Annotated in this window: 39 protein-coding genes; 33 read left to right on the top strand and 6 right to left on the bottom strand. The window is 34.8% G+C overall.

All coding sequences use genetic code 11. The features are described 5' to 3' along the window. The first annotated feature begins 6 nt into the window (after positions 1-6). The 31 genes from rpsJ (at position 7) to eno (ending at position 17,511) form a co-directional block, all read left to right on the top strand. Positions 7-312, top strand: coding sequence for a 30S ribosomal protein S10 (rpsJ, locus tag DFQ11_RS11320; RefSeq protein ID WP_007650482.1), 306 nt, complete (start codon positions 7-9; stop codon positions 310-312). A 182-nt stretch (positions 313-494) separates the two neighbouring features. Further along, the gene (rplC, locus tag DFQ11_RS11315; protein ID WP_110475997.1) at positions 495-1,109 is read left to right on the top strand and encodes a 50S ribosomal protein L3; all 615 of its coding nucleotides are present in this window, start codon (positions 495-497) and stop codon (positions 1,107-1,109) included. Further along, on the top strand, positions 1,109-1,738 hold the full coding sequence (gene rplD / locus DFQ11_RS11310) for a 50S ribosomal protein L4 (protein ID WP_110475996.1): 630 nt from the start codon (positions 1,109-1,111) through the stop codon (positions 1,736-1,738). The genes rplC and rplD overlap by 1 nt, the downstream gene beginning before the upstream one ends. Before the next feature lie 5 nt (positions 1,739-1,743). After that, positions 1,744-2,034, top strand: coding sequence for a 50S ribosomal protein L23 (rplW, locus tag DFQ11_RS11305; RefSeq protein WP_110475995.1), 291 nt, complete (start codon positions 1,744-1,746; stop codon positions 2,032-2,034). Positions 2,035-2,046: 12 nt separating this feature from the next. Continuing rightward, a complete protein-coding gene (gene rplB / locus DFQ11_RS11300; protein WP_110475994.1) occupies positions 2,047-2,874 on the top strand; it encodes a 50S ribosomal protein L2 in 828 nt (275 codons plus the stop codon). A 10-nt stretch (positions 2,875-2,884) separates the two neighbouring features. Continuing rightward, positions 2,885-3,163, top strand: coding sequence for a 30S ribosomal protein S19 (gene rpsS, locus DFQ11_RS11295; protein ID WP_020897652.1), 279 nt, complete (start codon positions 2,885-2,887; stop codon positions 3,161-3,163). Positions 3,164-3,168: 5 nt separating this feature from the next. Then, complete coding sequence (gene rplV / locus DFQ11_RS11290; protein ID WP_110475993.1) at positions 3,169-3,576, top strand: 50S ribosomal protein L22; 408 nt, start codon at positions 3,169-3,171, stop codon at positions 3,574-3,576. Between the two features lie 9 nt (positions 3,577-3,585). Further along, complete coding sequence (gene rpsC, locus DFQ11_RS11285; RefSeq protein WP_110475992.1) at positions 3,586-4,302, top strand: 30S ribosomal protein S3; 717 nt, start codon at positions 3,586-3,588, stop codon at positions 4,300-4,302. Between the two features lie 20 nt (positions 4,303-4,322). Beyond that, entirely contained in the window at positions 4,323-4,742 is a 420-nt protein-coding gene (gene rplP, locus DFQ11_RS11280; protein ID WP_110475991.1) for a 50S ribosomal protein L16, read from the top strand. 12 nt (positions 4,743-4,754) lie between these two features. Next, positions 4,755-4,946: a 50S ribosomal protein L29 gene (gene rpmC, locus DFQ11_RS11275; protein ID WP_110475990.1), complete on the top strand. Its 192-nt coding sequence runs from the start codon at positions 4,755-4,757 to the stop codon at positions 4,944-4,946. Between the two features lie 17 nt (positions 4,947-4,963). After that, a complete protein-coding gene (gene rpsQ / locus DFQ11_RS11270) occupies positions 4,964-5,221 on the top strand; it encodes a 30S ribosomal protein S17 (RefSeq protein ID WP_110475989.1) in 258 nt (85 codons plus the stop codon). 2 nt (positions 5,222-5,223) lie between these two features. Beyond that, positions 5,224-5,592: a 50S ribosomal protein L14 gene (rplN, locus tag DFQ11_RS11265; protein WP_110475988.1), complete on the top strand. Its 369-nt coding sequence runs from the start codon at positions 5,224-5,226 to the stop codon at positions 5,590-5,592. A gap of 12 nt (positions 5,593-5,604) precedes the next feature. Beyond that, positions 5,605-5,916 carry a 50S ribosomal protein L24 gene (gene rplX / locus DFQ11_RS11260; RefSeq protein WP_110475987.1) on the top strand — a complete coding sequence of 104 codons (312 nt, stop codon included), beginning with the start codon at positions 5,605-5,607 and terminating at the stop codon, positions 5,914-5,916. A 2-nt stretch (positions 5,917-5,918) separates the two neighbouring features. Then, positions 5,919-6,470: a 50S ribosomal protein L5 gene (gene rplE, locus DFQ11_RS11255; RefSeq protein WP_110475986.1), complete on the top strand. Its 552-nt coding sequence runs from the start codon at positions 5,919-5,921 to the stop codon at positions 6,468-6,470. Between the two features lie 2 nt (positions 6,471-6,472). Then, positions 6,473-6,742 (top strand): 30S ribosomal protein S14, encoded by a 270-nt coding sequence (gene rpsN / locus DFQ11_RS11250; RefSeq protein ID WP_110475985.1) that lies wholly within the window; start codon positions 6,473-6,475, stop codon positions 6,740-6,742. Positions 6,743-6,804: 62 nt separating this feature from the next. Next, positions 6,805-7,203 (top strand): 30S ribosomal protein S8, encoded by a 399-nt coding sequence (gene rpsH / locus DFQ11_RS11245; RefSeq protein ID WP_110475984.1) that lies wholly within the window; start codon positions 6,805-6,807, stop codon positions 7,201-7,203. A 12-nt stretch (positions 7,204-7,215) separates the two neighbouring features. Continuing rightward, a complete protein-coding gene (rplF, locus tag DFQ11_RS11240) occupies positions 7,216-7,758 on the top strand; it encodes a 50S ribosomal protein L6 (protein WP_110475983.1) in 543 nt (180 codons plus the stop codon). A gap of 10 nt (positions 7,759-7,768) precedes the next feature. Continuing rightward, positions 7,769-8,125 carry a 50S ribosomal protein L18 gene (rplR, locus tag DFQ11_RS11235; protein ID WP_110475982.1) on the top strand — a complete coding sequence of 119 codons (357 nt, stop codon included), beginning with the start codon at positions 7,769-7,771 and terminating at the stop codon, positions 8,123-8,125. Between the two features lie 6 nt (positions 8,126-8,131). Further along, on the top strand, positions 8,132-8,656 hold the full coding sequence (gene rpsE, locus DFQ11_RS11230) for a 30S ribosomal protein S5 (RefSeq protein WP_110475981.1): 525 nt from the start codon (positions 8,132-8,134) through the stop codon (positions 8,654-8,656). 13 nt (positions 8,657-8,669) lie between these two features. Beyond that, positions 8,670-8,849 (top strand): 50S ribosomal protein L30, encoded by a 180-nt coding sequence (rpmD, locus tag DFQ11_RS11225; RefSeq protein WP_110475980.1) that lies wholly within the window; start codon positions 8,670-8,672, stop codon positions 8,847-8,849. Between the two features lie 16 nt (positions 8,850-8,865). Then, a complete protein-coding gene (gene rplO, locus DFQ11_RS11220; RefSeq protein WP_110475979.1) occupies positions 8,866-9,318 on the top strand; it encodes a 50S ribosomal protein L15 in 453 nt (150 codons plus the stop codon). A 10-nt stretch (positions 9,319-9,328) separates the two neighbouring features. After that, on the top strand, positions 9,329-10,690 hold the full coding sequence (secY, locus tag DFQ11_RS11215) for a preprotein translocase subunit SecY (protein WP_110475978.1): 1,362 nt from the start codon (positions 9,329-9,331) through the stop codon (positions 10,688-10,690). 79 nt (positions 10,691-10,769) lie between these two features. Further along, positions 10,770-10,985, top strand: coding sequence for a translation initiation factor IF-1 (gene infA, locus DFQ11_RS11210; protein WP_007094967.1), 216 nt, complete (start codon positions 10,770-10,772; stop codon positions 10,983-10,985). Between the two features lie 53 nt (positions 10,986-11,038). Continuing rightward, positions 11,039-11,155: a type B 50S ribosomal protein L36 gene (gene ykgO / locus DFQ11_RS11205; RefSeq protein WP_008269159.1), complete on the top strand. Its 117-nt coding sequence runs from the start codon at positions 11,039-11,041 to the stop codon at positions 11,153-11,155. Between the two features lie 2 nt (positions 11,156-11,157). Further along, the gene (gene rpsM / locus DFQ11_RS11200; protein WP_110475977.1) at positions 11,158-11,532 is read left to right on the top strand and encodes a 30S ribosomal protein S13; all 375 of its coding nucleotides are present in this window, start codon (positions 11,158-11,160) and stop codon (positions 11,530-11,532) included. Positions 11,533-11,634: 102 nt separating this feature from the next. Continuing rightward, positions 11,635-12,018, top strand: a complete 384-nt coding sequence (rpsK, locus tag DFQ11_RS11195; protein ID WP_087491750.1) for a 30S ribosomal protein S11 — start codon at positions 11,635-11,637, stop codon at positions 12,016-12,018. Positions 12,019-12,233: 215 nt separating this feature from the next. Beyond that, positions 12,234-12,839 carry a 30S ribosomal protein S4 gene (gene rpsD / locus DFQ11_RS11190; RefSeq protein ID WP_110475976.1) on the top strand — a complete coding sequence of 202 codons (606 nt, stop codon included), beginning with the start codon at positions 12,234-12,236 and terminating at the stop codon, positions 12,837-12,839. Positions 12,840-12,933: 94 nt separating this feature from the next. Continuing rightward, complete coding sequence (locus DFQ11_RS11185) at positions 12,934-13,926, top strand: DNA-directed RNA polymerase subunit alpha (protein ID WP_110475975.1); 993 nt, start codon at positions 12,934-12,936, stop codon at positions 13,924-13,926. A 154-nt stretch (positions 13,927-14,080) separates the two neighbouring features. Continuing rightward, entirely contained in the window at positions 14,081-14,560 is a 480-nt protein-coding gene (gene rplQ, locus DFQ11_RS11180; protein WP_110475974.1) for a 50S ribosomal protein L17, read from the top strand. Between the two features lie 330 nt (positions 14,561-14,890). After that, the gene (gene carA / locus DFQ11_RS11175; protein WP_110475973.1) at positions 14,891-15,991 is read left to right on the top strand and encodes a glutamine-hydrolyzing carbamoyl-phosphate synthase small subunit; all 1,101 of its coding nucleotides are present in this window, start codon (positions 14,891-14,893) and stop codon (positions 15,989-15,991) included. Between the two features lie 224 nt (positions 15,992-16,215). After that, a complete protein-coding gene (eno, locus tag DFQ11_RS11170; protein ID WP_110475972.1) occupies positions 16,216-17,511 on the top strand; it encodes a phosphopyruvate hydratase in 1,296 nt (431 codons plus the stop codon). Positions 17,512-17,599: 88 nt separating this feature from the next. Here the strand turns inward: eno and DFQ11_RS11165 are convergent, their stop codons facing one another. Further along, positions 17,600-18,358, bottom strand: coding sequence for a DUF481 domain-containing protein (locus tag DFQ11_RS11165; RefSeq protein ID WP_110475971.1), 759 nt, complete (start codon positions 18,356-18,358; stop codon positions 17,600-17,602). A 176-nt stretch (positions 18,359-18,534) separates the two neighbouring features. Between DFQ11_RS11165 and DFQ11_RS11160 the strand changes: the two genes are divergently transcribed. Next, on the top strand, positions 18,535-19,821 hold the full coding sequence (locus tag DFQ11_RS11160; RefSeq protein ID WP_110475970.1) for a citrate synthase: 1,287 nt from the start codon (positions 18,535-18,537) through the stop codon (positions 19,819-19,821). Between the two features lie 63 nt (positions 19,822-19,884). After that, on the top strand, positions 19,885-20,796 hold the full coding sequence (locus tag DFQ11_RS11155) for a dimethylarginine dimethylaminohydrolase family protein (RefSeq protein ID WP_110476070.1): 912 nt from the start codon (positions 19,885-19,887) through the stop codon (positions 20,794-20,796). 8 nt (positions 20,797-20,804) lie between these two features. Here DFQ11_RS11155 and DFQ11_RS11150 read toward each other — a convergent pair whose 3' ends face one another. The 5 genes from DFQ11_RS11150 to ftsH all read right to left on the bottom strand — a co-directional run bounded on the left by DFQ11_RS11150 (position 20,805) and on the right by ftsH (position 25,196). Next, complete coding sequence (locus DFQ11_RS11150; protein ID WP_110475969.1) at positions 20,805-21,071, bottom strand: acyl-CoA-binding protein; 267 nt, start codon at positions 21,069-21,071, stop codon at positions 20,805-20,807. Next, positions 21,072-21,725, bottom strand: a complete 654-nt coding sequence (locus DFQ11_RS11145; RefSeq protein ID WP_110475968.1) for a phosphatidylserine decarboxylase family protein — start codon at positions 21,723-21,725, stop codon at positions 21,072-21,074. Then, complete coding sequence (locus DFQ11_RS11140; RefSeq protein ID WP_110475967.1) at positions 21,715-22,536, bottom strand: phosphatidate cytidylyltransferase; 822 nt, start codon at positions 22,534-22,536, stop codon at positions 21,715-21,717. Before DFQ11_RS11140 ends, DFQ11_RS11145 begins: the two co-directional genes overlap by 11 nt. Continuing rightward, a complete protein-coding gene (locus DFQ11_RS11135; protein WP_110475966.1) occupies positions 22,536-23,144 on the bottom strand; it encodes an LUD domain-containing protein in 609 nt (202 codons plus the stop codon). The genes DFQ11_RS11140 and DFQ11_RS11135 overlap by 1 nt, the downstream gene beginning before the upstream one ends. Positions 23,145-23,252: 108 nt before the next feature. Further along, complete coding sequence (ftsH, locus tag DFQ11_RS11130; RefSeq protein ID WP_110475965.1) at positions 23,253-25,196, bottom strand: ATP-dependent zinc metalloprotease FtsH; 1,944 nt, start codon at positions 25,194-25,196, stop codon at positions 23,253-23,255. Positions 25,197-25,206: the final 10 nt, after the last annotated feature.

Here is a 25,206-nt window from a genome sequence, read left to right as displayed (position 1 = left end):
AAGAAAATGAGTCAAAAAATCAGAATAAAATTAAAGTCTTACGATCACAACTTAGTAGACAAGTCTGCTGATAAGATTGTAAAAACAGTAAAAAGTACTGGTGCAGTTGTAACAGGTCCAATTCCTTTACCAACGCACAAGAAGATTTTCACTGTGTTACGTTCACCACACGTAAACAAGAAGTCTAGAGAACAATTTCAATTAAGCTCTTACAAGAGATTATTAGATATTTACTCTTCATCTTCTAAAACAATTGATGCATTAATGAAACTTGAATTGCCAAGTGGAGTTGAAGTTGAGATTAAAGTGTAATTGAACACTAACATGTCCTAAGCTGCGAGCGAAGGAAAAACGGTAAAAAATACAATTCAAGGCTGAAACGTATTTTCGGCCTTGATACTTTTACAGATAAATGGACTAGTCGCGAATAGTCCATATAAAAACAAACAAGAAAGGGCAAATCGCGAGTTGTCTTAATAAAAACAAACAAAATTATGTCTGGGTTAATTGGAAAAAAAATCGGTATGACCAGCATTTTCGACGAAAATGGAAAGAATATTCCATGTACAGTAATCGAAGCTGGACCATGTATCGTTACCCAAGTCAGAACTGAAGAAGTGGATGGTTATTCTGCACTTCAATTAGGTTTCGATGACGCGACAGAAAAAAGCGCTACTAAAGCTGACATAGGTCATGCTAAGAAAGCGGGTACTTCTGTAAAACGCAAAGTTGTTGAATTTAAAGGTTTTGACGGGGAGTACAAATTAGGTGATGCTATCACAGTTGAACAATTTACTGAAGGAGAATATGTGGATGTCGCAGGAACTTCTAAAGGTAAAGGTTTTCAAGGTGTAGTAAAACGTCACGGATTCGCTGGATCTGAAAGAACGCACGGTCAACAAAGTATGGGAAGAGCTCCTGGTTCTGTTGGTGCTGCATCTTATCCTGCGAGAATATTCAAAGGCATGAAAATGGCCGGAAGAATGGGTGGTGAAACAGTTAAAGTTCAAAATTTAAGAGTTTATAAAGTAGTTCCTGAAAAGAACTTACTAGTGGTAAAAGGATGTGTTCCTGGTCACAAGAATTCTTATGTAATCATTGAGAAGTAATGAAGGTAGCAGTTTTAGATATAAACGGAAAAGACACTGGTAGGAAAGCTGAGCTTTCTAACGAAGTGTTCGCTATAGAGCCAAATAAGCATGCTGTCTATTTAGATGTTAAGCAATACTTAGCAAATCAAAGACAAGGTACGCATAAGGCGAAAGAAAGAGCAGAAATTGCTGGAAGTACACGTAAGATTAAAAAACAAAAAGGTACTGGTACTGCAAGAGCAGGTAGTATTAAGTCTGGTGTATTTAAAGGTGGTGGTCGTATGTTTGGTCCTAGACCAAGAAATTATGGTTTTAAATTAAACAAAAGCCTTAAGAGATTAGCACGTAAATCTGCACTAAGCATGAAGGCAAATGACAAATCAATAGTGGTAATGGAAGACTTCAATTTTGATACTCCAAACACTAAAGGTTTCGTTAATGTATTGAAAGCATTAGAAGTAGACAAGAAAAAATCTTTAATTGTGTTGGGTGGCTCAAATAATAATGTATATTTGTCCTCACGCAATTTTAAAGGTTCTGATGTTATAACTAGCTCAGAATTAAGTACTTATAAAATTATGAAAGCTAATAAGGTGATCGTAATTGAGAGTGCTTTAGAAGGAATTGAATCGAATTTAAGTAAATAGAACAGATGAGTATCTTAATAAAACCTATAATCACAGAAAAAGCAACCATGCAAAGTGAGTTGTTAAATGCGTACGCATTTGAAGTGAACACAAAGGCGAACAAGGTAGAAATCAAAAAAGCGGTTGAAGCTGCTTATGGAGTTTCTGTTGAAAAAGTTCGTACGATTAATGTCCGTCCAGATAGAAAGACCAAGTTTACAAAAACTGGTGTTCAACATGGTAAAACAAATGCTGTTAAAAAGGCAATTGTACAACTGGCGGAAGGTGAAACAATAGATTTATACACTAACATGTAATTTTAGACATTAATGTCAGTAAGAAAATTAAAACCGATCACATCAGGTCAGCGATTTAGAGTAGTTAATGGATTTGACGCCATTACTACTGATAAGCCGGAGAAAAGCTTGCTTGCTCCGAAAAAAAGATCTGGTGGTAGAAACAGTCAAGGAAAGATGACCATGCGCCAAATAGGTGGAGGTCACAAGAAACGTTATCGTATTATCGATTTCAAACGTAACAAACCTGGAATTCCAGCGGAAGTTAAGTCAATTGAATACGATCCAAACAGAACAGCTTTTATTGCACTATTACATTACCAAGATGGAGAAAAACGTTATATCGTTGCTCAGAATGGTTTACAAGTAGGGCAAAATATTGTCTCTGGTGAAACAGGAATTGCGCCAAATATTGGTAATGCAATGCCTATTAGTGAAATCCCTTTAGGTACTATTATCTCTTGTGTAGAGTTAAGACCAGGACAAGGAGCTGTTATGGCTCGTAGTGCTGGAGCTTTCGCTCAGTTAATTGCAAGAAGTGATAAATTCGCAACTTTAAAGTTACCATCAGGTGAAATTAGATTAATTCTAATTACATGTATGGCAACAATTGGAGCGGTTTCTAACTCAGATCATCAATTATTAGTGTCTGGTAAAGCAGGTAGAAGTAGATGGTTAGGAAGACGTCCAAGAGTAAGACCAGTAGTTATGAACCCAGTCGATCATCCAATGGGTGGTGGTGAAGGTAAGTCTGCCGGTGGACATCCAAGAAACAGAAACGGTATTCCAGCTAAAGGATATAGAACACGTTCTAAGATCAAAGCGAGTAATAAGTATATTGTAGAACGTAGAAAGAAATAATTAAGATAGTATGGCACGTTCATTAAAAAAAGGACCTTATATCCATTATAAATTAGACAAGAAAGTTGCAGAAAATGTAGCTTCAAACAAAAAGACGGTGATTAAGACTTGGTCTAGAGCATCAATGATTTCTCCGGATTTCGTTGGGCAAACTATAGCAGTTCACAATGGTCGTCAATTTGTTCCAGTCTTCGTTACTGAAAATATGGTAGGTCACAAATTAGGAGAATTTTCACCAACAAGATCTTTTAGAGGTCATGCAGGTGCTAAGAATAAAGGTAAAAAATAAGAATCATGGGAAGTCGTAAAAAACAAATGGCGGAAGCTATTAAAGCGGAGAAGAAGCAAGTTGCTTTTGCTAAGCTAAATAACTGTCCTACATCTCCAAGAAAAATGCGTTTAGTTGCGGATTTAGTTAGAGGTGAAAAGGCTGAAAAAGCTCTTCAGATTCTTAGATTTAGCCAAAAAGAAGCGTCACGTCGTTTAGAGAAATTGGTTATGTCTGCGATTGCAAACTGGCAAGCGAAGAACGAAGACGCAGATGTTGAGGAAGCAAATTTATTTGTTAAAGAAATAAGAGTAGACGGAGGATCAATGTTAAAGAGATTACGTCCAGCTCCTCAAGGTAGAGCACATAGAATTAGAAAGAGATCGAATCACGTTACAGTTGTGATAGATTCATTAAACAAAACACAAAGCTAGGATAGAGATATGGGACAAAAGACAAATCCAATCGGAAATCGCTTAGGAATTATCAGAGGATGGGAATCTAACTGGTACGGAGGAAACGATTATGGTGACAAACTTGCCGAAGACGATAAGATTAGAAAGTATATTCATGCTCGTCTATCTAAAGCTAGTGTAAGTAGAGTAATTATTGAGCGTACGCTTAAACTTGTAACCGTTACTATCACTACTGCTAGACCTGGTATTATTATCGGGAAAGGTGGCCAAGAGGTAGATAAGTTGAAAGAAGAGCTTAAGAAAATTACAGGCAAAGAGGTTCAATTGAACATCTTTGAAATAAAGAGACCTGAACTAGATGCATTCTTAGTAGCAGCAAGTGTGGCTCGTCAAATTGAAAGTAGAATTTCATACAGACGTGCTATAAAAATGGCTATTGCAGCGGCTATGCGTATGAATGCAGAAGGTATTAAAATTCAGATTAGTGGTCGTTTAAATGGTGCTGAAATGGCACGTACTGAGCACTATAAAGAAGGTCGTATTCCTTTATCTACCTTTAGAGCTGATATAGATTATGCTCTAGTAGAAGCACACACTACCTATGGTAGATTAGGTGTGAAAGTTTGGATAATGAAAGGCGAAGTATATGGTAAAAGAGAACTTTCTCCATTAGTTGGCTTATCTAAGCAAAAAGGTAAAGGTGGACGTGGTGGAAACAAGAACCAATCTCGTCGTAGAAAGTAATTTTTTAAAGAAAAGAAAAAATGTTACAGCCTAAAAGAACAAAATTTCGTAAGCAGCAAAAAGGTCGTATGAAAGGTAATGCTGGAAGAGGTCATTTGTTATCAAATGGTACCTTCGGTATTAAATCATTAGACTCGTCTTTTATAACTGCACGTCAAATAGAAGCAGCGCGTATTGCCGCTACTCGTTACATGAAAAGAGAAGGATCGTTATGGATTAAAATATTTCCAGACAAGCCTATTACAAAGAAACCTCTTGAAGTACGTATGGGTAAAGGTAAAGGTGCCGTTGAATATTGGGCAGCTGTTGTAAAACCTGGACGCATGTTATTTGAAGTAAGTGGTGTGCCATTAGAAACAGCGCAAGAAGCGTTACGTTTGGCCGCTCAAAAACTTCCAGTTAAAACTAAGTTTATCATAGCTAGAGATTACGAAGCTTAATAGAAAGATATTATGAAGCAATCAGAAATTAAACAGCTTTCAACAGCTGAGTTACAAGAGAAACTTAGTGAGACTAAAAAGAGTTATACGGACCTAAAAATGGCTCACGCTATATCTCCTTTAGACAATCCAATCCAGTTACGAGTTGCGCGTCGCACTGTAGCTAGAGTGGCAACAGAATTAACTAATAGAGACGTACAATAATTGTATTCTGCTGAAAGATGGAAAAAAGAAACTTAAGAAAAGAACGTATAGGGATCGTAACTAGTAACAAAATGGAGAAATCTATTGTTGTTGCCGAAGTTAAGAAGGTAAAACACCCTATGTATGGAAAATTCGTGACTAAGACAAAGAAATATGTCGCTCACGATGAGAAAAACGACTGCAACGAAGGAGATACAGTAAAGATCATGGAAACACGACCTTTAAGTAAATCTAAATGTTGGAGATTAGTAGAAATAATTGAAAGAGCGAAGTAATTATGGTACAACAAGAATCAAGATTAAAAGTAGCTGATAACACTGGTGCAAAGACAGTTTTAACTATCCGAGTACTAGGTGGAACTAATAGAAGGTATGCTTCTGTAGGGGATAAAATTGTAGTGGCTGTTAAAGATGCTACACCTAACGGAAACATTAAAAAAGGTGCTGTATCTACAGCAGTAGTTGTTCGTACAGCTAAAGAAGTAAGACGCCCAGATGGATCTTACATCCGATTTGACGACAACGCATGTGTTTTATTAAACCCACAAGGGGAGATGAGAGGAACACGTGTTTTTGGACCTGTAGCTAGAGAACTTCGTGATAAACAATTCATGAAAATTGTATCATTGGCACCTGAAGTGCTTTAATTGATAAATAAGATGACAAAGCTTAAAATAAAATCAGGAGATACAGTAAGAGTAATTGCTGGAGATCACAAAGGATCAGAAGGTAAAGTACTTAAAGTATTAATTGAAAAGAACAAAGCCATCGTAGAAGGTGTGAACATGGTTAAGAAACATACAAAACCAAGTGCACAAAGCCCTCAAGGTGGAATTGTAGAGAAAGAAGCCGCTATACATATTTCAAACTTATCATTGTTAACTTCGAAAGGAGAAACAACAAGAGTTGGTTATAAAATGGACGGTGATAATAAAGTAAGATTTTCTAAAAAATCTAATGAAGTAATTTAACTATGGCTTACGTTGCAAGATTAAAACAAGAGTATAAGGAAAAAGTAGTTCCTGCTCTTACGGAAGAATTTGGATATAAAAATGTAATGCAAGTGCCTAAGCTTAAAAAGATAGTAATATCTAAAGGTGTTGGTGCTGCTGTTGCTGATAAGAAATTAATCGATCACGCAGTAGAAGAACTTACAAAAATATCTGGACAGAAAGCTATCCAAACATTATCTAAGAAAGACGTTGCCTCTTTTAAGTTACGTAAAGGTATGCCAATTGGCGCCAAAGTAACATTAAGAGGAGAGCAAATGTATGAGTTCTTAGATCGTTTAGTGACTTCTGCTTTACCACGAGTTAGAGATTTTAACGGTATCAAAGCTACTGGTTTTGATGGACGAGGAAACTATAATTTAGGTATTGTAGAACAAATCATTTTCCCAGAAATTAATATTGATAAAGTCAATAAAATTTCAGGAATGGATATCACTTTTGTGACTTCAGCTGAAACCGATAAGGAAGCGAAGTCTTTATTAACAGAACTAGGATTACCTTTTAAAAAGAATTAATTATGGCTAAAGAATCAATGAAAGCCCGTGAGGTTAAGCGTTCTAAAACAGTAGCTAAGTATGCAGAAAAACGCAAAGCTTTAAAAGAAGCAGGCGATTACGAAGCATTACAGAAACTACCAAGAAATGCTTCACCTATACGTCAGCATAACCGTTGTAAACTTACAGGAAGACCTAGAGGTTACATGAGACAATTTGGAATTTCTCGTGTAATGTTTAGAGAAATGGCTAACCAAGGCCTTATACCTGGAGTAAGAAAAGCAAGTTGGTAAAATTATAAATTGGTTTCAGGTTTGACAATAGTGTCGAAAACCGCTACCGCAAATTAATACATATGAACACAGATCCAATAGCGGATTATTTAACGCGAGTTAGAAACGCAGTTATGGCAAATCACAGAGTGGTTGAGATTCCTGCATCTAACTTAAAAAAAGAAATAACTAAGATTTTATTCGATCAAGGATACATCTTAAGTTATAAATTTGACGACTCAACAGTACAGGGTACTATCAAAATTGCTTTGAAGTACAGTAAAGACACTAAAGAGTCAGTTATCAAAGAAATTCAAAGAATCAGTAAACCAGGTTTACGTAAGTATGCTAGTGCTAACGAAATGCCAAGAATCCTTAACGGATTAGGTATTGCAATTGTTTCTACGTCTCACGGAGTGATGACAGGAAAACAAGCGCAAAGAGAAAACGTTGGTGGTGAAGTATTATGTTACGTATACTAAAAACAGGAAATTATGTCAAGAATAGGTAAAAACCCAATAACAATTCCTGAAGGTGTAACAGTTGAAGTTAAGGACAACGTGATTACTGCTAAAGGTAAACTAGGAGAATTAACTCAAGAGTATTCGGAGGTTGAAATTAAGATAGAAGACGGAACTATTACATTAGAACGTGCTTCAGATAAGAAAGATTTAAGAGCAAAACACGGTCTTTACAGATCTTTAATTGCTAATATGATAGAAGGTGTTTCTAAAGGTTGGACTAAGCAACTAGAGTTGGTTGGTGTAGGTTATAGAGCATCTAATCAAGGACAGAAGTTAGATTTAGCCTTAGGATTTTCTCATAATATCGTTATGGACATCGCTCCAGAAGTAACGGTAGAGACAGTTTCAGAAAAAGGTAAAAATCCAATAGTTAAATTAACATCTTTTGACAAACAATTGGTTGGTCAAGTTGCAGCTAAAATTCGCGGCTTTAGAAAACCAGAACCTTACAAAGGAAAAGGTATCAAGTTTGTTGGTGAAGAAGTTAGAAGAAAAGCAGGTAAATCAGCTTAATAATTAAGTTATGGCATTGACAAAGAACGAAAGAAGAATAAGAATTAAAAACAGAATCCGTAAGGTAGTATCTGGTACTGAAAGCAGACCAAGATTAACTGTTTTTAGAAGTAATAAAGAAATTTATGCTCAAGTCGTAGATGATGTATCTGGTAAAACTATTGCTGCTGCATCTTCTAGAGATAAAGACATTGCAAAGTCTAAAGGTAATAAATCAGAGATCGCTACATTAGTAGGTAAATCTGTAGCTGAAAAGGCGATGAAAGCTGGTGTTGAAACTATTTCTTTTGATAGAGGTGGTTACTTATATCACGGAAGAGTAAAATCATTAGCAGAAGGTGCTAGAGAAGCAGGACTTAAATTTTAAGACATTATGTATCAAAAATATAAAAACGCAGAGCTTGTTAAACCAGGCGGATTAGATTTAAAAGATAGCTTAGTTGGCGTTCAGCGTGTAACTAAAGTAACAAAAGGTGGTAGAGCATTTGGATTTTCTGCTATTGTTGTTATAGGTGACGAAAAAAATGTAGTTGGACACGGATTAGGGAAGTCTAAAGATGTAGCTACGGCTATTGCTAAGGCTATTGAAGATGCTAAGAAAAACTTAGTAAGAATTCCTATTCTTAACGGAACAATACCACACGAACAAAAAGGTAAGTATGGTGGAGCGAGAGTTAATATCATTCCAGCTTCAGAAGGTACAGGAGTAATTGCAGGTGGTGCGGTAAGAACAGTACTTGAAGCCGTAGGTATTCAAGATGTATTATCAAAATCTCAAGGATCTTCAAACCCTCACAACGTTGTAAAAGCTACTTTTGATGCTTTGTTACAATTAAGAGATGCTAAGTCTGTAGCGAAAGAGCGTGGAATTTCACTTGAAAAAGTATTTAACGGATAATCGATAGGACAAGATGGCAAAGATAAAAGTAACTAAAGTAAGAAGTGCAATCAATCGTACTAAAAGACAAAAGCTAACATTAGAAGCTTTAGGTTTAAAAAAGATTGGTCAAGTAGTAGAGCACGATGCCACTCCTAATATTCTTGGGATGGTAAAGAAGGTTGAACACTTAGTTTCTGTAGAGGAAGCTTAAAAATATAAACTTATCAATGGATTTAAGTAATTTAAAACCTGCAGAAGGTTCAGTAAAAAATCAGGGAAAACGTATTGGCCGTGGTCAAGGATCTGGTAAAGGTGGTACCGCTACACGTGGTCACAAAGGGGCTAAATCACGTTCAGGTTATTCTAAGAAATTAGGATTTGAAGGTGGTCAAATGCCATTACAAAGACGTGTTCCTAAATTTGGATTCACTAACATTAATAGAGTAGAGTACCAAGGTATTAACTTGGATACACTTCAAAAGTTAGTCGATGAAGATAAAATTAAGGACAATGTTGATTTTGATACTCTTGTATCTATGGGGTTAGTTGGCAAAAATGAGCCATTAAAAATCTTAGGAAGAGGAGAATTAAAAGCAAAATTAACAGTAACTGCTCATAAATTTACTGCTACGGCAAAAGTGGCTATTGAAGCTGCTGGTGGTGAAGCTGTAACTTTATAAGATTTTTAGGATGAAAATAATAGAAACATTAAAAAACGTTTGGAAAATCACAGAGCTTAAGGATAGAATTATCCTAACCTTAGGCTTGCTTTTAGTGTATCGTTTTGGTGCTCAGGTTGTATTGCCAGGCATTAATATAGATGCATTAGGTGGTCTCCAATCTGGAATGGATGGTGGATTATTAGGTTTATTAAACGCATTTACAGGAGGAGCATTTGCTAACGCTTCTGTATTTGCTTTAGGTATTATGCCTTATATTTCTGCATCTATTGTTGTTCAATTAATGGGTATTGCAATTCCTTATTTGCAAAAACTTCAGAAAGAAGGAGCAAGTGGTCAAAAGAAAATCACGCAAATTACGCGTTGGTTAACTATCGCAATTTGTTTAGTACAAGCACCAGGTTACTTAGCTAGTATTCCAATGTTATCGGGATCTACGTCTTTAAGTGCTTTATTAGTTCCTGGTTTTAGTGAAAGTATGTTCTATTTCTCATCAGTAATCATTTTAGTGACAGGGTGTGTATTCGCCATGTGGTTAGGTGAAAAAATTACAGATAAAGGAATTGGAAATGGTATTTCATTATTAATTATGGTTGGTATTATCGCGACTTTGCCACAATCATTCATTCAAAACTCGGCTTCGAGATTAGAAGGTGGTGGTGGTTTCATGATGATATTAATTGAACTTGTAATTTGGTTCTTAATCATTTTGGCTTCTGTGTTCTTAGTAATGGCAGTAAGAAAGATTGCTGTACAATACGCTAGAAGAACTGCTTCTGGTGGTTATGAAAAGAACGCTTTCGGATCACGTCAGTTTTTACCATTAAAGTTAAATGCTTCTGGTGTAATGCCAATTATCTTCGCGCAAGCTATCATGTTCGTTCCAGGATTAATTGGAGAATCAGCTTGGTTAAAAGATACAGACGCTGGAGTTTGGATGCAAACTAACTTTTCAGACATGTTTGGTTTTTGGTATAACTTAATATTCGCTTTATTAATTATAGTTTTTACTTATTTTTACACAGCGATTACAGTACCAACTAATAAGATGGCAGATGATTTAAAACGAAGCGGTGGATTTATTCCAGGTATTCGTCCAGGATCAGAAACCTCTGAGTATTTAGACAAAATTATGTCACAAATAACATTACCTGGTTCTATATTCTTAGCATTAGTAGCTGTTTTTCCAGCTTTTATTGTGAAGTTAATGAACGTTCAAGCAGGTTGGGCATTGTTCTTCGGTGGAACATCACTATTAATTATGGTAGGTGTTGCTATTGATACGATGCAACAAGTTAATTCTTATTTACTAAATAAGCATTACGACGGTTTGATGAAAACAGGTAAGAACAGAAAAGCGGTGGCGCAATAAGGATAAAATGTTTAGAATGTCAGTCTGAACATTTAGGCAAGATATTTGCTAATTGAAGACTGAACACTAAAAATATATTATGGCAAAACAAGCAGCAATAGAACAAGACGGAACAATTATAGAAGCATTATCAAATGCGATGTTTCGTGTAGAATTAGAAAATGGTCATATAGTGACTGCACATATCTCAGGTAAAATGCGTATGCATTATATTAAATTATTACCAGGAGATAAGGTGAAATTAGAAATGAGTCCTTACGATTTAACTAAGGCTCGTATAACCTATAGATACTAACACAAAGTGAATCCGTAAGGTTCATTTGAAATAGTAATAATTAATAATACAAGATGAAAGTAAGAGCATCAGTAAAGAAAAGAAGTGCAGACTGCAAGTTAGTCCGCAGAAAAGGTAGACTTTACGTCATTAACAAAAAGAATCCTAGATTCAAACAAAGACAAGGGTAATTATGGCAAGAATCGCAGGTGTAGACATACCAAAACAAAAGAGAGGTGTAATCTCTTTAACTTATATCTACGGAGTAGGTAGAAGTAGAGCAAAAGAAATTTTAGCAACTGCTAAAGTTGATGAGAACACAAAAGTACAAGATTGGTCTGATGATGAAATTGGAGCCATCCGTGAAGCGGTTGGGTCTTTTAAAATCGAAGGTGAATTACGTTCTGAAACACAAATGAACATTAAGCGATTAATGGACATCGGATGTTATAGAGGTATTCGTCACAGAACAGGTCTTCCATTAAGAGGACAACGTACTAAGAACAACTCTCGTACAAGAAAAGGAAGACGTAAAACAGTTGCTAACAAGAAGAAAGTAACTAAGTAACACATAGTCTTTAGTCTTTAGACGTTGGAAAGAATCTGTTTGAAATTTAACGGTTTAGGATTCTAGCGACTATTAACTAAAACTAAAAACTAAAAAGATAAAATGGCAAAGTCAAGTACTAAAAAACGTAAAGTAATTGTTGACGCAATTGGAGAAGCACATATCACGGCTTCTTTTAACAACATCATCGTTTCTTTAACAAACAAAAAAGGTGACGTTATTTCTTGGTCATCAGCAGGAAAAATGGGCTTTAGAGGCTCTAAAAAGAACACTCCATATGCTGCACAATTAGCTGCAGAAGATGCTGCAGGTGTTGCAAAAGAAGCTGGTTTAAAGAAAGTAAAAGTATATGTGAAAGGACCAGGTAACGGTAGAGAATCGGCTATCAGATCTATTCACAATGCAGGTATCGAAGTTTCAGAAATTATTGATGTAACTCCATTACCACATAACGGTTGTCGTCCTCCAAAAAGACGTAGAGTATAATCTGATTGCAAGTCAGATACCTAACTAAAACCTAGTTAGAAACACTCCTAAAACTAGAGATAAACTAATATCATTCATTAAAGTATTGATATTAGTTTATTTTGTGTAAATTTGCAAACTCAAAAATATTAACAAGTATTAACGAGAGACTCCCGATTATTGAAGGATAAGATTTAGACCTTAATTCACTAATCACTCTCAAAACACAAATCAAAATGGCAAGATATACTGGTCCTAAAACTAAAATAGCCCGAAAATTCGGTGAAGCTATCTACGGAGACGACAAAGCCTTCGAAAAAAGAAATTACCCTCCTGGACAACACGGAGCTAACAGAAGAAGAGGAAAAAAATCTGAATACTCTATTCAATTAATGGAGAAGCAAAAAGCTAAATATACTTACGGTATTTTAGAAAAGCAATTCAGAAACATGTTTAAAAGAGCAACTTCAGCAAGAGGTATTACTGGTGAAGTTTTACTTCAAATTTGTGAGTCTCGTTTAGACAACGTGGTTTACAGAATGGGAATTGCACCTACAAGAAGTGCTGCTAGACAATTAGTATCTCATAGACATATTACGGTAAATGGTGAGAAGGTAAACATTCCTTCTTATATCTTAAAGCCAGGTGATGTAGTTGCTGTTAGAGAAAAATCAAAATCATTAGAAGCTATCCAGAATTCATTGTCTAATTCTAGCAATGTTTACGAATGGATTACTTGGAACACAAGTACTATGGAAGGAACATTTGTTGCAGTACCTGCAAGAATTCAAATTCCAGAAAACATCAACGAACAATTGATCGTTGAACTTTACTCTAAATAATAAATAATCATATTGGTATTTAGCCAAAGGATTTATTAGTCTTCTTCATACTTCTAAATCGCGCAACTAAATAACAATTAAAAAGAAGAAAAATATGGCAATTTTAAATTTTCAGAAGCCTGACAAAGTAATCATGATTGATTCTACTGATTTTGAAGGTAAATTTGAATTTAGACCTTTAGAACCAGGATACGGATTAACAGTTGGAAATGCTTTAAGAAGAGTTTTATTATCTTCTTTAGAGGGCTTTGGGATTACATCAGTAAAAATAGAAGGAGTAGATCACGAGTTTTCTACAATCTCAGGGGTTGTTGAGGATGTTACTGAAATGATTTTGAATTTAAAGCAAGTTAACTTTAAACGTCAAATCGAAGAAGTTGATAACGAAACTGTGACAATTTCTATCTCAGGACAAAATCAAATTACTGCAGGTGACTTTCAGAAGTTTATCTCTGGTTTCCAAGTATTAAATACAGATTTAGTAATCTGTAACTTAGATCCTAAGGTAAACATCAATATGGAATTGACGATTGAAAAAGGTAGAGGTTATGTGCCAGCTGAAGAAAACAAAAAAGCTTCTGCAGCAATAGGAACTATCTTTACAGATTCAATCTTTACGCCAATTAAAAATGTAAAGTATGCTGTTGAAAATTTCCGTGTAGAGCAAAAAACGGATTACGAAAAATTAGTTTTCGAAATTCAAACAGACGGATCAATTAATCCTAAAGATGCTTTAACGGAAGCTGCTAAAATATTAATTCATCACTTCATGTTATTCTCTGATGAGCGTATCACTTTAGAAGCAGATGAAATTGCACAGACTGAAACTTATGATGAAGAATCACTTCACATGAGACAACTATTGAAAACTAAATTAGTTGATATGGATCTTTCTGTTCGTGCACTTAACTGTTTAAAAGCAGCAGAAGTAGATACTTTAGGAGACTTAGTATCATATAACAAAAACGATTTAATGAAATTCAGAAACTTCGGTAAGAAGTCTTTAACTGAGCTAGAAGAATTAGTGAGCGTTAAAGGATTAAATTTCGGAATGGATTTAAGTAAATATAAATTAGATAAAGATTAAGGATTTGCGATATCAGATTTACGAATTACGATTTTAAATTCATAATTCAATAATCTAAAATCGAAAGTCGTAAATTAATAGTAACAATCATATTTTGCTCTCTCTTCGTTTAAACAAAATAGGGATTTGGTAGCAAGATGATAATTAATAAGTTATGAGACACGGAAAAAAATTCAACCACTTAGGTAGACAAACAGCACACAGAAAAGCAATGTTAGCTAATATGGCTTGTTCATTAATTGAGCACAAGCGTATTAATACTACAGTTGCAAAAGCAAAAGCTTTAAAGCAGTTTGTAGAGCCAATGATTACTAAATCGAAGTCAGATACAACTCACAACAGACGTATCGTTATGTCTAAATTAAGACAAAAAGATGTGGTTGCAGAATTGTTTAGAGATGTTGCACCAAAGATCGGAGATCGTCCAGGTGGATACACACGTATCATTAAATTGGGGAACAGACTTGGTGATAACGCTGACATGGCAATGATTGAGTTAGTTGATTACAACGAACTTTACAATGCTGGTAAAGCACCTAAGAAAACAACTCGTAGAAGTAGAAGAGGTGGAAGTAAATCTGCGGCTCCTAAAGCTGCTGCAACAGAAACTAAAGCTTCAAACGAAGAAGAATAAAAATGCTGAGTAAAATGCGAATAGAGTTAGATCTCAAAACTATTAATAATTTGATACTGACTTTCGCATTATTTAAATCTCGATTATCGAGTGTTAATAAGCATTAATAATTATAAAGGATAAACTGTTTCAGTTTATCCTTTTTTTTTGGACTTTTGCAAAACTTAAAAGATTGTTCATTTTGGGCGTTCCCTCATTAGTTTAATAAAACTAATAAGGTCGTGCTTTCACTACTCGCTCTCTGCGAGGAGCTCAAACAAACCGTTCAATCCCTAACGCAAACAATTGAATAAACAATAAAATAGCTACACTATTCAACACAACAACGCTATGAAATACAAGCAAAGAAATAAAGCAATTATCCTATTAGCAGACGGAACAATTTTTCACGGTAAATCTTTAGGAAAAGAAGGCTCCGCATTTGGTGAGGTTTGTTTTAATACAGGAACTACTGGATATCAAGAGATATTTACAGATCCATCGTATTACGGACAGCTTATGGTAACCACCAATGCTCATATTGGAAATTATGGAACTAAAGAAGATGAAGTTGAGTCCAATGATATTAAAATAGCAGGTTTAATCTGTAAAAACTTTAGTTTTAATTATTCAAGAACCGCAGCTGATGCCTCATTAGAAGAGTTTTTTGAAAAACACAATACTTTGGCAATTTCAGATGTAGATACACGTGCCTTGGTAAGTTATATTAGAGATAATGGCGCTATGAATGCTGTAATTTCTACTGAAGTAGATAATGTTGAAGGCCTTAAAAAACAATTGGCAGAAATGCCTTCAATGAAAGGTCTTGAGTTAGCCTCTAAAGTTTCTACTAAAGAACCATACTTTTTCGGTAATGAAAATGCGACTTATAAAATATCGGCTTTAGATATTGGAATCAAAAGAAGTATACTAAAGAATTTAGCGGAACGCGATTGCTATATTAAAGTGTTTCCTTATAATGCCACTTTTAAAGATTTAGAAACGTTTAATCCAGATGGCTATTTCTTATCTAATGGGCCTGGAGATCCGGCACCATTGGTAGAAGCTCAAGCTTTGGCAAAGGAAATAATTGCTCAAAATAAACCTTTATTTGGAATTTGTTTAGGACATCAAGTTATTGCACTTGCAAACGGAATTTCAACATACAAAATGCACAATGGTCATAGAGGTATCAACCATCCCGTTAAAAATCTATTAACAGGTAAGGGTGAAATTACATCTCAGAATCACGGTTTCGCTATTAACAGGGAAGAAACGGAAGCTAACCCTAATGTGGAAATCACCCATGTTCATTTAAATGATCATACCGTGGCAGGAATTAGACTAAAAGATAAAAACTGTTTTTCTGTTCAGTACCATCCAGAAGCAAGTCCTGGACCAAATGATTCTTTGTATTTATTTGATCAATTTATAGAAAACATCAAAAAATAAATAATAACAAAAACGCAATAAAAATTCATCATTATTGCGTTTTTTATTTAATGTATAGCCGCTACTGATATTAATCATAATTATGATTTTTGTTCTGTTTAAAGCTATAGATTTTTGTAAATTTGGCTAACCTTAGCGGCCTAGTACGCTGAATACAGTCAATCTGTGAATTCAGATAAAGAGCTGTTTAGACATCAATTCATAGTTAACTAAAACCAAAAATAATGAGCATTATAATTAATGTACACGCAAGACAAATTTTAGATTCTAGAGGAAATCCTACAGTGGAGGTAGATGTGACTACCGAGAATGGTATCATGGGAAGAGCAGCAGTTCCTTCAGGAGCTTCTACAGGAGAACATGAGGCTGTTGAATTAAGAGACGGTGGAGATTCTTATATGGGCAAAGGAGTTTTAAAGGCTGTTGAGAATGTGAATTCAATTCTTGCACAAGAATTATTAGGAGTTTCGGTATTTGAACAAAACGCCATTGACAAATTGATGATGGACTTAGATGGTACACCTAATAAATCGAAATTAGGAGCTAATGCTATTTTAGGAGTGTCATTGGCCGTTGCCAAAGCTGCAGCTAATGAATTAGGAATGCCATTATATAGATATGTAGGAGGAGTTTCAGCCAATACTTTACCTGTGCCTATGATGAATATCATTAATGGAGGTTCTCATAGTGATGCACCTATTGCATTCCAGGAATTTATGATAATGCCTGTTAAAGCCAAAAATTTTACACATGCCATGCAAATGGGAACTGAAATTTTCCATCACCTAAAAAAGGTATTACATGATAGAGATTTAAGTACCGCTGTTGGAGATGAAGGAGGTTTTGCACCTAACTTACCGGGTGGTACAGAAGATGCCTTAGATACTATTAAAAAGGCTGTGGAAAATGCAGGGTATTCCTTTGGAGATGATATCAAGATCGCTTTAGATTGTGCGGCGGCAGAATTCTATAAAGATGGTAAATATGTTTATACCATTTTCGAAGGCGATAAAGGTGTTGTTAGAACCAGTAAAGAACAAGCTGATTACTTAGCAGAATTAGCAGCGAAATATCCGATCATTTCTATTGAAGATGGAATGGACGAAAATGATTGGGATGGCTGGAAATATTTAACTGAAAAAATTGGTGATACAGTTCAATTGGTTGGAGACGATTTATTTGTAACTAATGTAGAACGTTTGTCACGCGGAATTGATAATGGTATTGCAAATTCTATTTTAATTAAAGTGAACCAAATTGGTACCTTAACAGAAACTATCGCTGCTGTGAATATGGCTCATAATGCCGGTTATACTTCTGTAATGTCACATAGATCTGGTGAAACTGAAGATTATACCATTGCAGATTTAGCGGTTGCTTTAAACTGTGGTCAAATTAAAACAGGATCAGCATCACGAAGCGACCGTATGGCTAAATACAACCAATTGTTACGCATAGAAGAAGAATTAGGTGATGTAGCCTACTTTCCTCAAGAGCATGCGTTTAAAGTGAAAGCTTAATTTATATAAAAGATAATTAATTAAAAAAAACCATCTAAATAAAATTTTAGATGGTTTTTTAGTTTTTATAATTGAAAGATAACAATCGTTAATTAAAGGTATATACAATTCCATTTGATAATTCATATTGCGTCTTGGGAATACCAACTATAGGACTAGCATCAAAATTATAAGTAAAGGTTGTTTTAAATAATAAGTCTTCAATAATTTTAAAGGCCACCGAGGTTTCGTTGGCAACTCTAAAGTCAGAAAACTGTTTTAACAAAGGTTGGTAATAGGTCGTACTTACAATAGATAAATTGTTTAGAGGAAATAAACTAAAAGAAAAATAAGCACTACCTCTAAAATCACGTAATATGTCGATTGAACGATCTGAAGATTCTTCATGCTCATACATTAGTAATGTGCCGAGATAATATCTGTAATTATCATTTTTTGAAAGTTTGAGTCGTGGGCCAACACCGACTAATCCTCTAAATTTAATATCCGAAATAGCATCGTATTGAGTTTGAGCGAAAGCTTCAAGTTTTAGTCGCTCAGAAATTCTTCTATTATATCTAAAGTGTTGTGTGCCTTTATTTACAAACGAACTGCTTTCAATTTGTTCCAGTTTTAAATCATTCATAAACAAGTATAAATTCTTTCCGTTATTATACTGAAGTCTGAGTTTATTGGTTATCTTGAAAATGGACTTGGTGTTTTTAATGAGATCTATATCTAATCCAGCAGAGCCAGACCATTTGGCAGAGTCAGAAACGCGCCTTAAAGATTCAACATTCACAATTTGTGCTGAAGCAAGGGTGAAACTTAGAGCAGTTAATAGAATTAGACAACAATATTTTTTCATTATAGCGAATTAGTGTTAAAAATAGTATCAATTTTTGCATTAAACGTTAAAAAGCATAAAACAAGTGACTAATACTTTTTGTAATTGTTAAAACCATTATAAATCTCCTTTCGTAATCGTTGGAGATTTTGTAAATTTACAATCCTTTAAAAATATACTAAAACCCGAAAAGAAATATGTCAGATAAAGCTACGTTAGAAATTAATGGTGAAAAGTACGAATTCCCTATACTAGTAGGTTCCGAAAAAGAAGTCGCTATTGATATTAAAAGTTTAAGAAGTGCAACAGGTGGTGTCATTACTTTAGATCCAGGTTATAAAAATACTGGAAGTTGTGAAAGTGCCATTACATTTCTTGATGGTGAAAATGGCGTCTTAAGATATAGAGGTTATTCAATTGAGGAACTTGCTGAAAAGGCTGATTTTCTTGAAGTAGCTTATTTATTAATTTTTGGTGAATTACCAACGAAAGAGCAATTAGATAAATTTGATAAGGATATTAAATCGCACTCAGTTGTAGATGATGATATCAAAAAAATACTAGACGCTTTTCCTAAGTCGGCACACCCTATGGGAGTGTTGTCATCTTTAACTAGCGCTTTAACAGCGTTTTATCCAACTTCTGTAGATGTAACTTCAGAAGAGCAAATGTATAACTCTATTGTACGAATCTTAGCGAAATTCCCAGTTTTAGTGGCTTGGACATTACGCAAAAAACATGGTTTACCATTAGATTATGGCGACAATAAATTAAGCTACGTTGAGAACATCTTAAAAATGATGTTCAAGAGTCCAAGTAGTGATTATGAGCAAAACCCAATTTTAGTAAATGCACTTGATAAATTATTGATTTTACATGCAGATCATGAACAAAACTGTTCTACATCTACAGTAAGAATTGCAGGTTCTTCACATGCAGGTTTATTTGTGTCATTAGCCTCTGGTATTTCAGCACTTTGGGGACCACTTCACGGTGGAGCCAACCAAGCTGTATTAGAAATGCTTGAAGCTATCAAAGCCGACGGTGGAGATACTAAAAAATATATGGCTAAGGCAAAGGATAAAAACGATCCTTTCCGTTTAATGGGCTTCGGACATAGAGTTTATAAGAACTTTGATCCTAGAGCTAAGATTATTAAGGCTGCAGCAGATGAAGTATTAAACGATTTAGGTATCGACGATCCAATTTTAGATATCGCTAAAGGTTTAGCAAAAGAAGCTTTAGAAGATCCATATTTCATTGATCGTAAACTATATCCAAACGTTGATTTCTATTCAGGAATCATCTATAGAGCTATGGGAATCCCGGTAGAAATGTTTACCGTTATGTTCGCATTAGGTCGTTTACCAGGTTGGATTGCACAGTGGAGAGAAATGCGCTTGCGTAATGAGCCAATTGGCAGACCAAGACAATTATATATTGGTGAAACTCTTAGGGAGTTTAAAACTATTGAGAAAAGATAGATTACTTTTATAAACAACAAAAAGCTTCATATGTATTATGGAGCTTTTTCTATTTCAAAAAATATGAAACTAAACATACAAAACGAAACATCACGTCTTAGAGCTGTTATTTTAGGAACAGCTGTTAGCAACGGTCCAGAACCTTCGATAGAGGAAGCTTACGATCCTAAATCGGTATTACATATCAAAGCAGGAACCTATCCGGAGGAAACGGATATGGTCAAAGAAATGGAAGCAGTGGCTGAAGTTTTTAAAAAGTACGATATTAAGGTATATAGACCCAAGGTTATTGAAGATTACAATCAAATATTTTCAAGAGATATTGCATTTGTAATCGAAGATAAATTAATCAAAGCTAATATCTTACCAGATCGTGAACGCGAATATGAAGCCATTCAACATATCGTTGATGAGATAGATAACGATAAAGTTATTGTTCTGCCTGAAGAATGTCATGTTGAAGGGGGAGATGTAATGCCATGGAATGATTATATTTTTATCGGTACATACTCAGGTGAGGATTATTCAGATTATATAACAGCTAGGACTAATATGGATGCCGTAATCGCGATTCAGGAGTTGTTTCCACATAAGACCGTTAAGTCTTTCGAATTAAGAAAGTCGAATACCGATCCAAAAGAGAATGCTTTGCATTTAGATTGTTGTTTTCAACCCATAGGAAAGGATAAAGCTATTCTTCATAAAAATGGATTTTTAGTAGAAAGAGAGTATGAATGGTTACTGAATTATTTCGGTAAGGACAATGTTTTCGAAATTACAAAAGACGAAATGTTTAATATGAATAGTAATGTGTTTTCAATTTCTGAAGATGTGATCGTTTCTGAAAAGAATTTTACAAGACTGAATACTTGGTTGAGGGAACAAGGCTTTACTGTTGAGGAAGTTGCTTATTCTGAAATAGCAAAGCAAGAAGGCTTATTACGTTGCTCTACTTTGCCGTTAATAAGAGATTAATAAGAGTCTTATTTTCTATAAAGAAAGTACTTGGTAACAAGTGCTATATATTCTTTTTTCGCTTCGTCTCTGCTAATATTTTGTACTTGAAATAAGGCATTAGCTTTAAAAGCATTAATGATGGGTTTACGACTGCTTGGGCGGTCGTAATTGTTTGTAGCCTTTTTGTAATAAGCGTAGAGGCGAAGTAAAAAATCGGCAGGAAAAGGTTCCGTATGATCGTTTATACGATCTACAGCTTCTTTAAATTCTATGTCCAATTCTTCGGAAGTCATCTATTTCATTTCTGCAATTACAGTTTCTCCACCACGTACTTTTTGATTGAGCTCAACTTTAATTTCTGCATCCAAAGGTAAGAATAAATCAACTCTAGACCCAAATTTTATGAATCCAGAATCTCGACCCTGAATGGCCAGTGAATCTACCTTAGCATAATTTACAATACGTTTTGCCAAGGCTCCAGCTATTTGACGGTATAATACTTTACCGAAGTGTTGGTTTTCCACTACTACCGTAGTACGTTCATTCTCTTCACTAGCCTTAGGATGCCATGCCACTAAGTATTTACCTGGGTGATACTTACTATAACTTACTCTACCACTTATAGGATGCCTAGTTACGTGAACATTTATTGGTGACATAAATACAGATACTTGTATACGTTTGTCTTTAAAAACCTCATTTTCCATTACCTCTTCGATAACCACAACTTTACCATCTACTGGTGATAAAGCTTGCATTTCATTAGCGTGGGTGTTTCGTTTAGGGTTTCTGAAAAACTGTAAAATAAGAATAAAGAAAGCCAAAACAGCTATCATTAAACCTTTACGTAACCATTCGTTGAGAATAAACTCATCGATTAGGAAAAATGAACCCACGACAATAACTAGGGTTACGAATATGATCTTATGACCTTCTTTATGAAACATGGTTGGATATTCTTAAAAATAAATATATAAATGGTGCTGCAAATATAATACTATCTAATCGATCTAATAGTCCGCCGTGGCCTGGCATTATAACGCCACTATCTTTTACACCTGCCTGACGTTTAAATTTCGACTCAATTAAATCACCAAATGTACCTAACACGCTCACTATAATAGCTAATATTAACCATTTAGTAAATCCTAATGTTTCAGTATAAATTGCAATAAAATAACTAGATATGCATGCGACAAATAATCCGCCTAAGAAACCTTCAACAGTTTTTTTCGGTGATATGCTTGGAAATAATTTTTGTTTACCAAAATTCTTTCCAACTAAATAGGCTGCACTATCATTCACCCAAACTAGTATGAAACTTCCTAATAATAAAAGAGGAGTGAAGGCATGATCATAATTAGCAATAAGTAGCATAAATACAAAACCACTTGATAAGTAGAACGTGGTTAAGATATAACGTTTGGATTCAAATAATGGGATTTTTTTAGAGGTGAATAAATCCTTTATCAGAATTAGATTCACAAATATTGAGAGAACTAATAATATTTGACTTGCTTCACTGCAACCAGGCATGTTAGTGTTATGTATACATAAGTACCAAAATCCAATATAGACTATAGGAAAAATAGCATATTGTATAAAAGATTTGAGTTTTATTAAGTTGCTAAACTCTGCAATACAAATCATTCCAAATATGCCGATTAATATGACAGAAGCATCTTGCACATAGAGAGAACCTACGAGAAGCAATACATAAATAGCACCAGAAATGGCTCTTATAAATAACTCTTTCATTATAAATCTTCTTGTAGAAGTAGGTACAAATTTTTTGAACTACTTCCATAAGTTAGAAAGTTCTTATCATCTGCCGATTTAAAATGTTTAATTGTCGTAATATTTGTTGGAATACTAGACTTGCTTTTAGCTTTTATACCTTTAAGACCTTCACCTATAGTTTCAACAAACTGACTTGTAGTGGCATAAATTATAAAGTTATCAGGTAATTCTAATAATTTTTTTTCGGCTATTTGATTTGAAGAAATTAACAATGAGCCGTCGTCAGAAATTAAATATTCACAAGTGGATAAAAAATAAGCAGAATCGGAAACAGATTTACTGCTTTTAAGATTGAAATCCTTAAATAAAGACGACAAACGATTATCAATTAAAAACACACTTTCATTGTGCCAATTATTTTCGTTTAAGATGGCGTTAAAACTTTCTTTTACTTCATCAAGGTTTTCACAATACAAAAACTTACCACCATTAGCTTTAAAATTAATGGTAAATCGTTCATCTACAGGTAGCTTTATTTCAGGCATGTATTTGCCGCGCTCCTGATTAGGTATGCGCTCTTCAGTCTTTTCAGATTTTTTTCCGAAGATTTTACGAAATAAACTCATTGAATATGCTATTAATCCTGATTTTTATGCGATTCCCAAATATAAAAAAACTTAAACTAACATAAGGTTAATTTAAGTTTTTTATAAGATTCTATAACAAGGAAGTTTTTATTCTTCTTCTTCGTTAATTACGTGTTCTTTCTCAAAAGCACGTTTGCCAAAAATTTTCTCAAGATTATCTTTAAAAATAACTTCTTTGTCTAATAAAACTTCAGCTAACTCTGTTAGCTTATCTTTATTCTCTTCTAGTAACTTTATTGCTCGTTGGTATTGTTCTTCAATAATAGCTGAAATTTCCTGGTCAATAAGTTCTGCCGTCTTTTCACTGTATGGCTTAGAGAAACCAAATTCAGATTGTCCTGAAGAATCGTAATAAGTCAAGTTTCCTACTTTGTCACTCAATCCGTAAACAGTAACCATAGCTCTGGCTTGCTTCGTAACTTTTTCTAAATCACTTAAAGCACCTGTAGAGATTTTATTAAAAATCACTTTCTCTGCAGCTCGTCCTCCTAATGCAGCGCACATTTCGTCTAACATTTGCTCAGGGTGAACAATCAAACGTTCTTCTGGTAGATACCAAGCAGCTCCTAAAGATCGGCCTCTAGGTACAATAGTTACTTTTACTAATGGAGCAGCATGTTCTAACATCCAGCTAACTGTAGCATGTCCAGCTTCGTGGAAAGCCACAGCTCTCTTTTCTGCTGGGGTTATAATTTTGTTTTTCTTTTCTAAACCTCCGATAATTCTATCTACCGCATCTAAGAAGTCTTGCTTATTTACAGCTTTCTTTCCTTTTCTAGCTGCGATTAAAGCGGCTTCGTTACAAACGTTAGCAATATCTGCACCTGAAAAACCAGGTGTTTGTTTCGCTAAGAAATCGATGTCTAACGTCTCTTCCTTTTTAAGCGGACGTAAATGCACTTCAAAAATTTCTTTACGCTCTCTAACATCAGGAAGATCAACGTAAATCTGACGGTCAAAACGACCAGCTCGCATTAATGCGCTATCTAAAACATCGGCTCTGTTGGTTGCAGCTAATACAATAACATTAGTATTAGTGCCAAAACCGTCCATTTCAGTTAGTAGTTGGTTTAATGTATTTTCTCTTTCATCATTTGAGCCAGACATATTGTTTTTACCTCTTGCTCTACCAATGGCATCAATCTCATCAATAAATATTATTGAAGGTGACTTTTCTTTAGCTTGCTTAAATAAATCTCTAACTCGAGATGCTCCAACACCTACAAACATTTCCACGAAATCTGAACCAGACAATGAAAAGAAAGGCACCTGTGCTTCACCAGCAACGGCTTTAGCTAATAAGGTTTTACCAGTTCCTGGAGGCCCTACTAATAATGCGCCTTTTGGTATTTTTCCACCTAATGCGGTATATTTTTCTGGGAATTTTAAGAAATCTACAATTTCTTGAACTTCTTCTTTAGCGCCTTCTAATCCAGCCACATCTTTAAAAGACGTTTTCGTATCTGTTTTTTCGTCGAAGAGTTTAGCTTTAGATTTACCAATATTAAAAATCTGGCCTCCAGCTCCACCACCTGCACCGCCTGACATACGACGCATAATAAAAATCCAAACCCCAATAATAATTATAAACGGCAGTAAAGTAAGGAGAAAATCGCCCCAAACATTATGCTCAGTTTCGTAAACTAACTTGGTTTCAAGATTCTTAGATTTAATAATTTCATTAACCTCTTTCTCGAAGTTTTGAAGATCACCAAATTCGAATGTATAATTAGGAGCAGCTGCTACCGACGGAAGAATTGTATTCGGTTTTGTTTTTTTATGTTCCGTTTGTTCTTTCGCTTCAGGAGTTAGGAAAACTCTAGCTTCTCGTTTGTTTACAATTTCTATCTTTGCAACATCGCCATTACTTAAGTAGCCTAAGAATTGAGCAGGTGTTGTTTGTGTTCCTTCAGAACCACCAAATCCACCAGAGAACATCTGGATAAATATAAATGCAGCAATAATGATCCCATAAATCCAGTACGGATTTAGTTTAGGTTTTTTGTTTAAATTTTTATTGTCTTTTGCCATTATAAGCGTT

This window comes from Winogradskyella epiphytica (assembly GCF_003217215.1).
In the GTDB taxonomy this organism is placed as follows: Bacteria; Bacteroidota; Bacteroidia; order Flavobacteriales; family Flavobacteriaceae; genus Winogradskyella; species Winogradskyella epiphytica.
This window is presented reverse-complemented; position numbering and strand designations above follow the sequence as displayed.

What these genes read in the sequence shown, in the direction of transcription:
- rpsJ (WP_007650482.1), top strand. Translation starts at nt 7, where the DNA reads ATGAGTCAAAAAATCAGAATAAAATTAAAGTCTTACGATCACAACTTA.
- ykgO (WP_008269159.1), top strand. Translation starts at nt 11,039, where the DNA reads ATGAAAGTAAGAGCATCAGTAAAGAAAAGAAGTGCAGACTGCAAGTTA.
- DFQ11_RS11160 (WP_110475970.1), top strand. Translation starts at nt 18,535, where the DNA reads ATGTCAGATAAAGCTACGTTAGAAATTAATGGTGAAAAGTACGAATTC.
- rpsH (WP_110475984.1), top strand. Translation starts at nt 6,805, where the DNA reads ATGAACACAGATCCAATAGCGGATTATTTAACGCGAGTTAGAAACGCA.
- rplE (WP_110475986.1), top strand. Translation starts at nt 5,919, where the DNA reads ATGGCTTACGTTGCAAGATTAAAACAAGAGTATAAGGAAAAAGTAGTT.
- rplX (WP_110475987.1), top strand. Translation starts at nt 5,605, where the DNA reads ATGACAAAGCTTAAAATAAAATCAGGAGATACAGTAAGAGTAATTGCT.
- rpsN (WP_110475985.1), top strand. Translation starts at nt 6,473, where the DNA reads ATGGCTAAAGAATCAATGAAAGCCCGTGAGGTTAAGCGTTCTAAAACA.
- DFQ11_RS11135 (WP_110475966.1), bottom strand. Translation starts at nt 23,144, where the DNA reads ATGAGTTTATTTCGTAAAATCTTCGGAAAAAAATCTGAAAAGACTGAA.
- rplV (WP_110475993.1), top strand. Translation starts at nt 3,169, where the DNA reads ATGGGAAGTCGTAAAAAACAAATGGCGGAAGCTATTAAAGCGGAGAAG.
- rpsS (WP_020897652.1), top strand. Translation starts at nt 2,885, where the DNA reads ATGGCACGTTCATTAAAAAAAGGACCTTATATCCATTATAAATTAGAC.
- rpsK (WP_087491750.1), top strand. Translation starts at nt 11,635, where the DNA reads ATGGCAAAGTCAAGTACTAAAAAACGTAAAGTAATTGTTGACGCAATT.
- rplB (WP_110475994.1), top strand. Translation starts at nt 2,047, where the DNA reads ATGTCAGTAAGAAAATTAAAACCGATCACATCAGGTCAGCGATTTAGA.
- DFQ11_RS11140 (WP_110475967.1), bottom strand. Translation starts at nt 22,536, where the DNA reads ATGAAAGAGTTATTTATAAGAGCCATTTCTGGTGCTATTTATGTATTG.
- eno (WP_110475972.1), top strand. Translation starts at nt 16,216, where the DNA reads ATGAGCATTATAATTAATGTACACGCAAGACAAATTTTAGATTCTAGA.
- DFQ11_RS11165 (WP_110475971.1), bottom strand. Translation starts at nt 18,358, where the DNA reads ATGAAAAAATATTGTTGTCTAATTCTATTAACTGCTCTAAGTTTCACC.
- rpsD (WP_110475976.1), top strand. Translation starts at nt 12,234, where the DNA reads ATGGCAAGATATACTGGTCCTAAAACTAAAATAGCCCGAAAATTCGGT.
- DFQ11_RS11185 (WP_110475975.1), top strand. Translation starts at nt 12,934, where the DNA reads ATGGCAATTTTAAATTTTCAGAAGCCTGACAAAGTAATCATGATTGAT.
- rpsM (WP_110475977.1), top strand. Translation starts at nt 11,158, where the DNA reads ATGGCAAGAATCGCAGGTGTAGACATACCAAAACAAAAGAGAGGTGTA.
- rpsQ (WP_110475989.1), top strand. Translation starts at nt 4,964, where the DNA reads ATGGAAAAAAGAAACTTAAGAAAAGAACGTATAGGGATCGTAACTAGT.
- rplC (WP_110475997.1), top strand. Translation starts at nt 495, where the DNA reads ATGTCTGGGTTAATTGGAAAAAAAATCGGTATGACCAGCATTTTCGAC.
- rplQ (WP_110475974.1), top strand. Translation starts at nt 14,081, where the DNA reads ATGAGACACGGAAAAAAATTCAACCACTTAGGTAGACAAACAGCACAC.
- carA (WP_110475973.1), top strand. Translation starts at nt 14,891, where the DNA reads ATGAAATACAAGCAAAGAAATAAAGCAATTATCCTATTAGCAGACGGA.
- rplO (WP_110475979.1), top strand. Translation starts at nt 8,866, where the DNA reads ATGGATTTAAGTAATTTAAAACCTGCAGAAGGTTCAGTAAAAAATCAG.
- rplW (WP_110475995.1), top strand. Translation starts at nt 1,744, where the DNA reads ATGAGTATCTTAATAAAACCTATAATCACAGAAAAAGCAACCATGCAA.
- rpmD (WP_110475980.1), top strand. Translation starts at nt 8,670, where the DNA reads ATGGCAAAGATAAAAGTAACTAAAGTAAGAAGTGCAATCAATCGTACT.
- rplR (WP_110475982.1), top strand. Translation starts at nt 7,769, where the DNA reads ATGGCATTGACAAAGAACGAAAGAAGAATAAGAATTAAAAACAGAATC.
- rpmC (WP_110475990.1), top strand. Translation starts at nt 4,755, where the DNA reads ATGAAGCAATCAGAAATTAAACAGCTTTCAACAGCTGAGTTACAAGAG.
- DFQ11_RS11145 (WP_110475968.1), bottom strand. Translation starts at nt 21,725, where the DNA reads ATGTTTCATAAAGAAGGTCATAAGATCATATTCGTAACCCTAGTTATT.
- rpsE (WP_110475981.1), top strand. Translation starts at nt 8,132, where the DNA reads ATGTATCAAAAATATAAAAACGCAGAGCTTGTTAAACCAGGCGGATTA.
- rplN (WP_110475988.1), top strand. Translation starts at nt 5,224, where the DNA reads ATGGTACAACAAGAATCAAGATTAAAAGTAGCTGATAACACTGGTGCA.
- DFQ11_RS11155 (WP_110476070.1), top strand. Translation starts at nt 19,885, where the DNA reads ATGAAACTAAACATACAAAACGAAACATCACGTCTTAGAGCTGTTATT.
- ftsH (WP_110475965.1), bottom strand. Translation starts at nt 25,196, where the DNA reads ATGGCAAAAGACAATAAAAATTTAAACAAAAAACCTAAACTAAATCCG.
- secY (WP_110475978.1), top strand. Translation starts at nt 9,329, where the DNA reads ATGAAAATAATAGAAACATTAAAAAACGTTTGGAAAATCACAGAGCTT.
- rplF (WP_110475983.1), top strand. Translation starts at nt 7,216, where the DNA reads ATGTCAAGAATAGGTAAAAACCCAATAACAATTCCTGAAGGTGTAACA.
- infA (WP_007094967.1), top strand. Translation starts at nt 10,770, where the DNA reads ATGGCAAAACAAGCAGCAATAGAACAAGACGGAACAATTATAGAAGCA.
- DFQ11_RS11150 (WP_110475969.1), bottom strand. Translation starts at nt 21,071, where the DNA reads ATGACTTCCGAAGAATTGGACATAGAATTTAAAGAAGCTGTAGATCGT.
- rplD (WP_110475996.1), top strand. Translation starts at nt 1,109, where the DNA reads ATGAAGGTAGCAGTTTTAGATATAAACGGAAAAGACACTGGTAGGAAA.
- rpsC (WP_110475992.1), top strand. Translation starts at nt 3,586, where the DNA reads ATGGGACAAAAGACAAATCCAATCGGAAATCGCTTAGGAATTATCAGA.
- rplP (WP_110475991.1), top strand. Translation starts at nt 4,323, where the DNA reads ATGTTACAGCCTAAAAGAACAAAATTTCGTAAGCAGCAAAAAGGTCGT.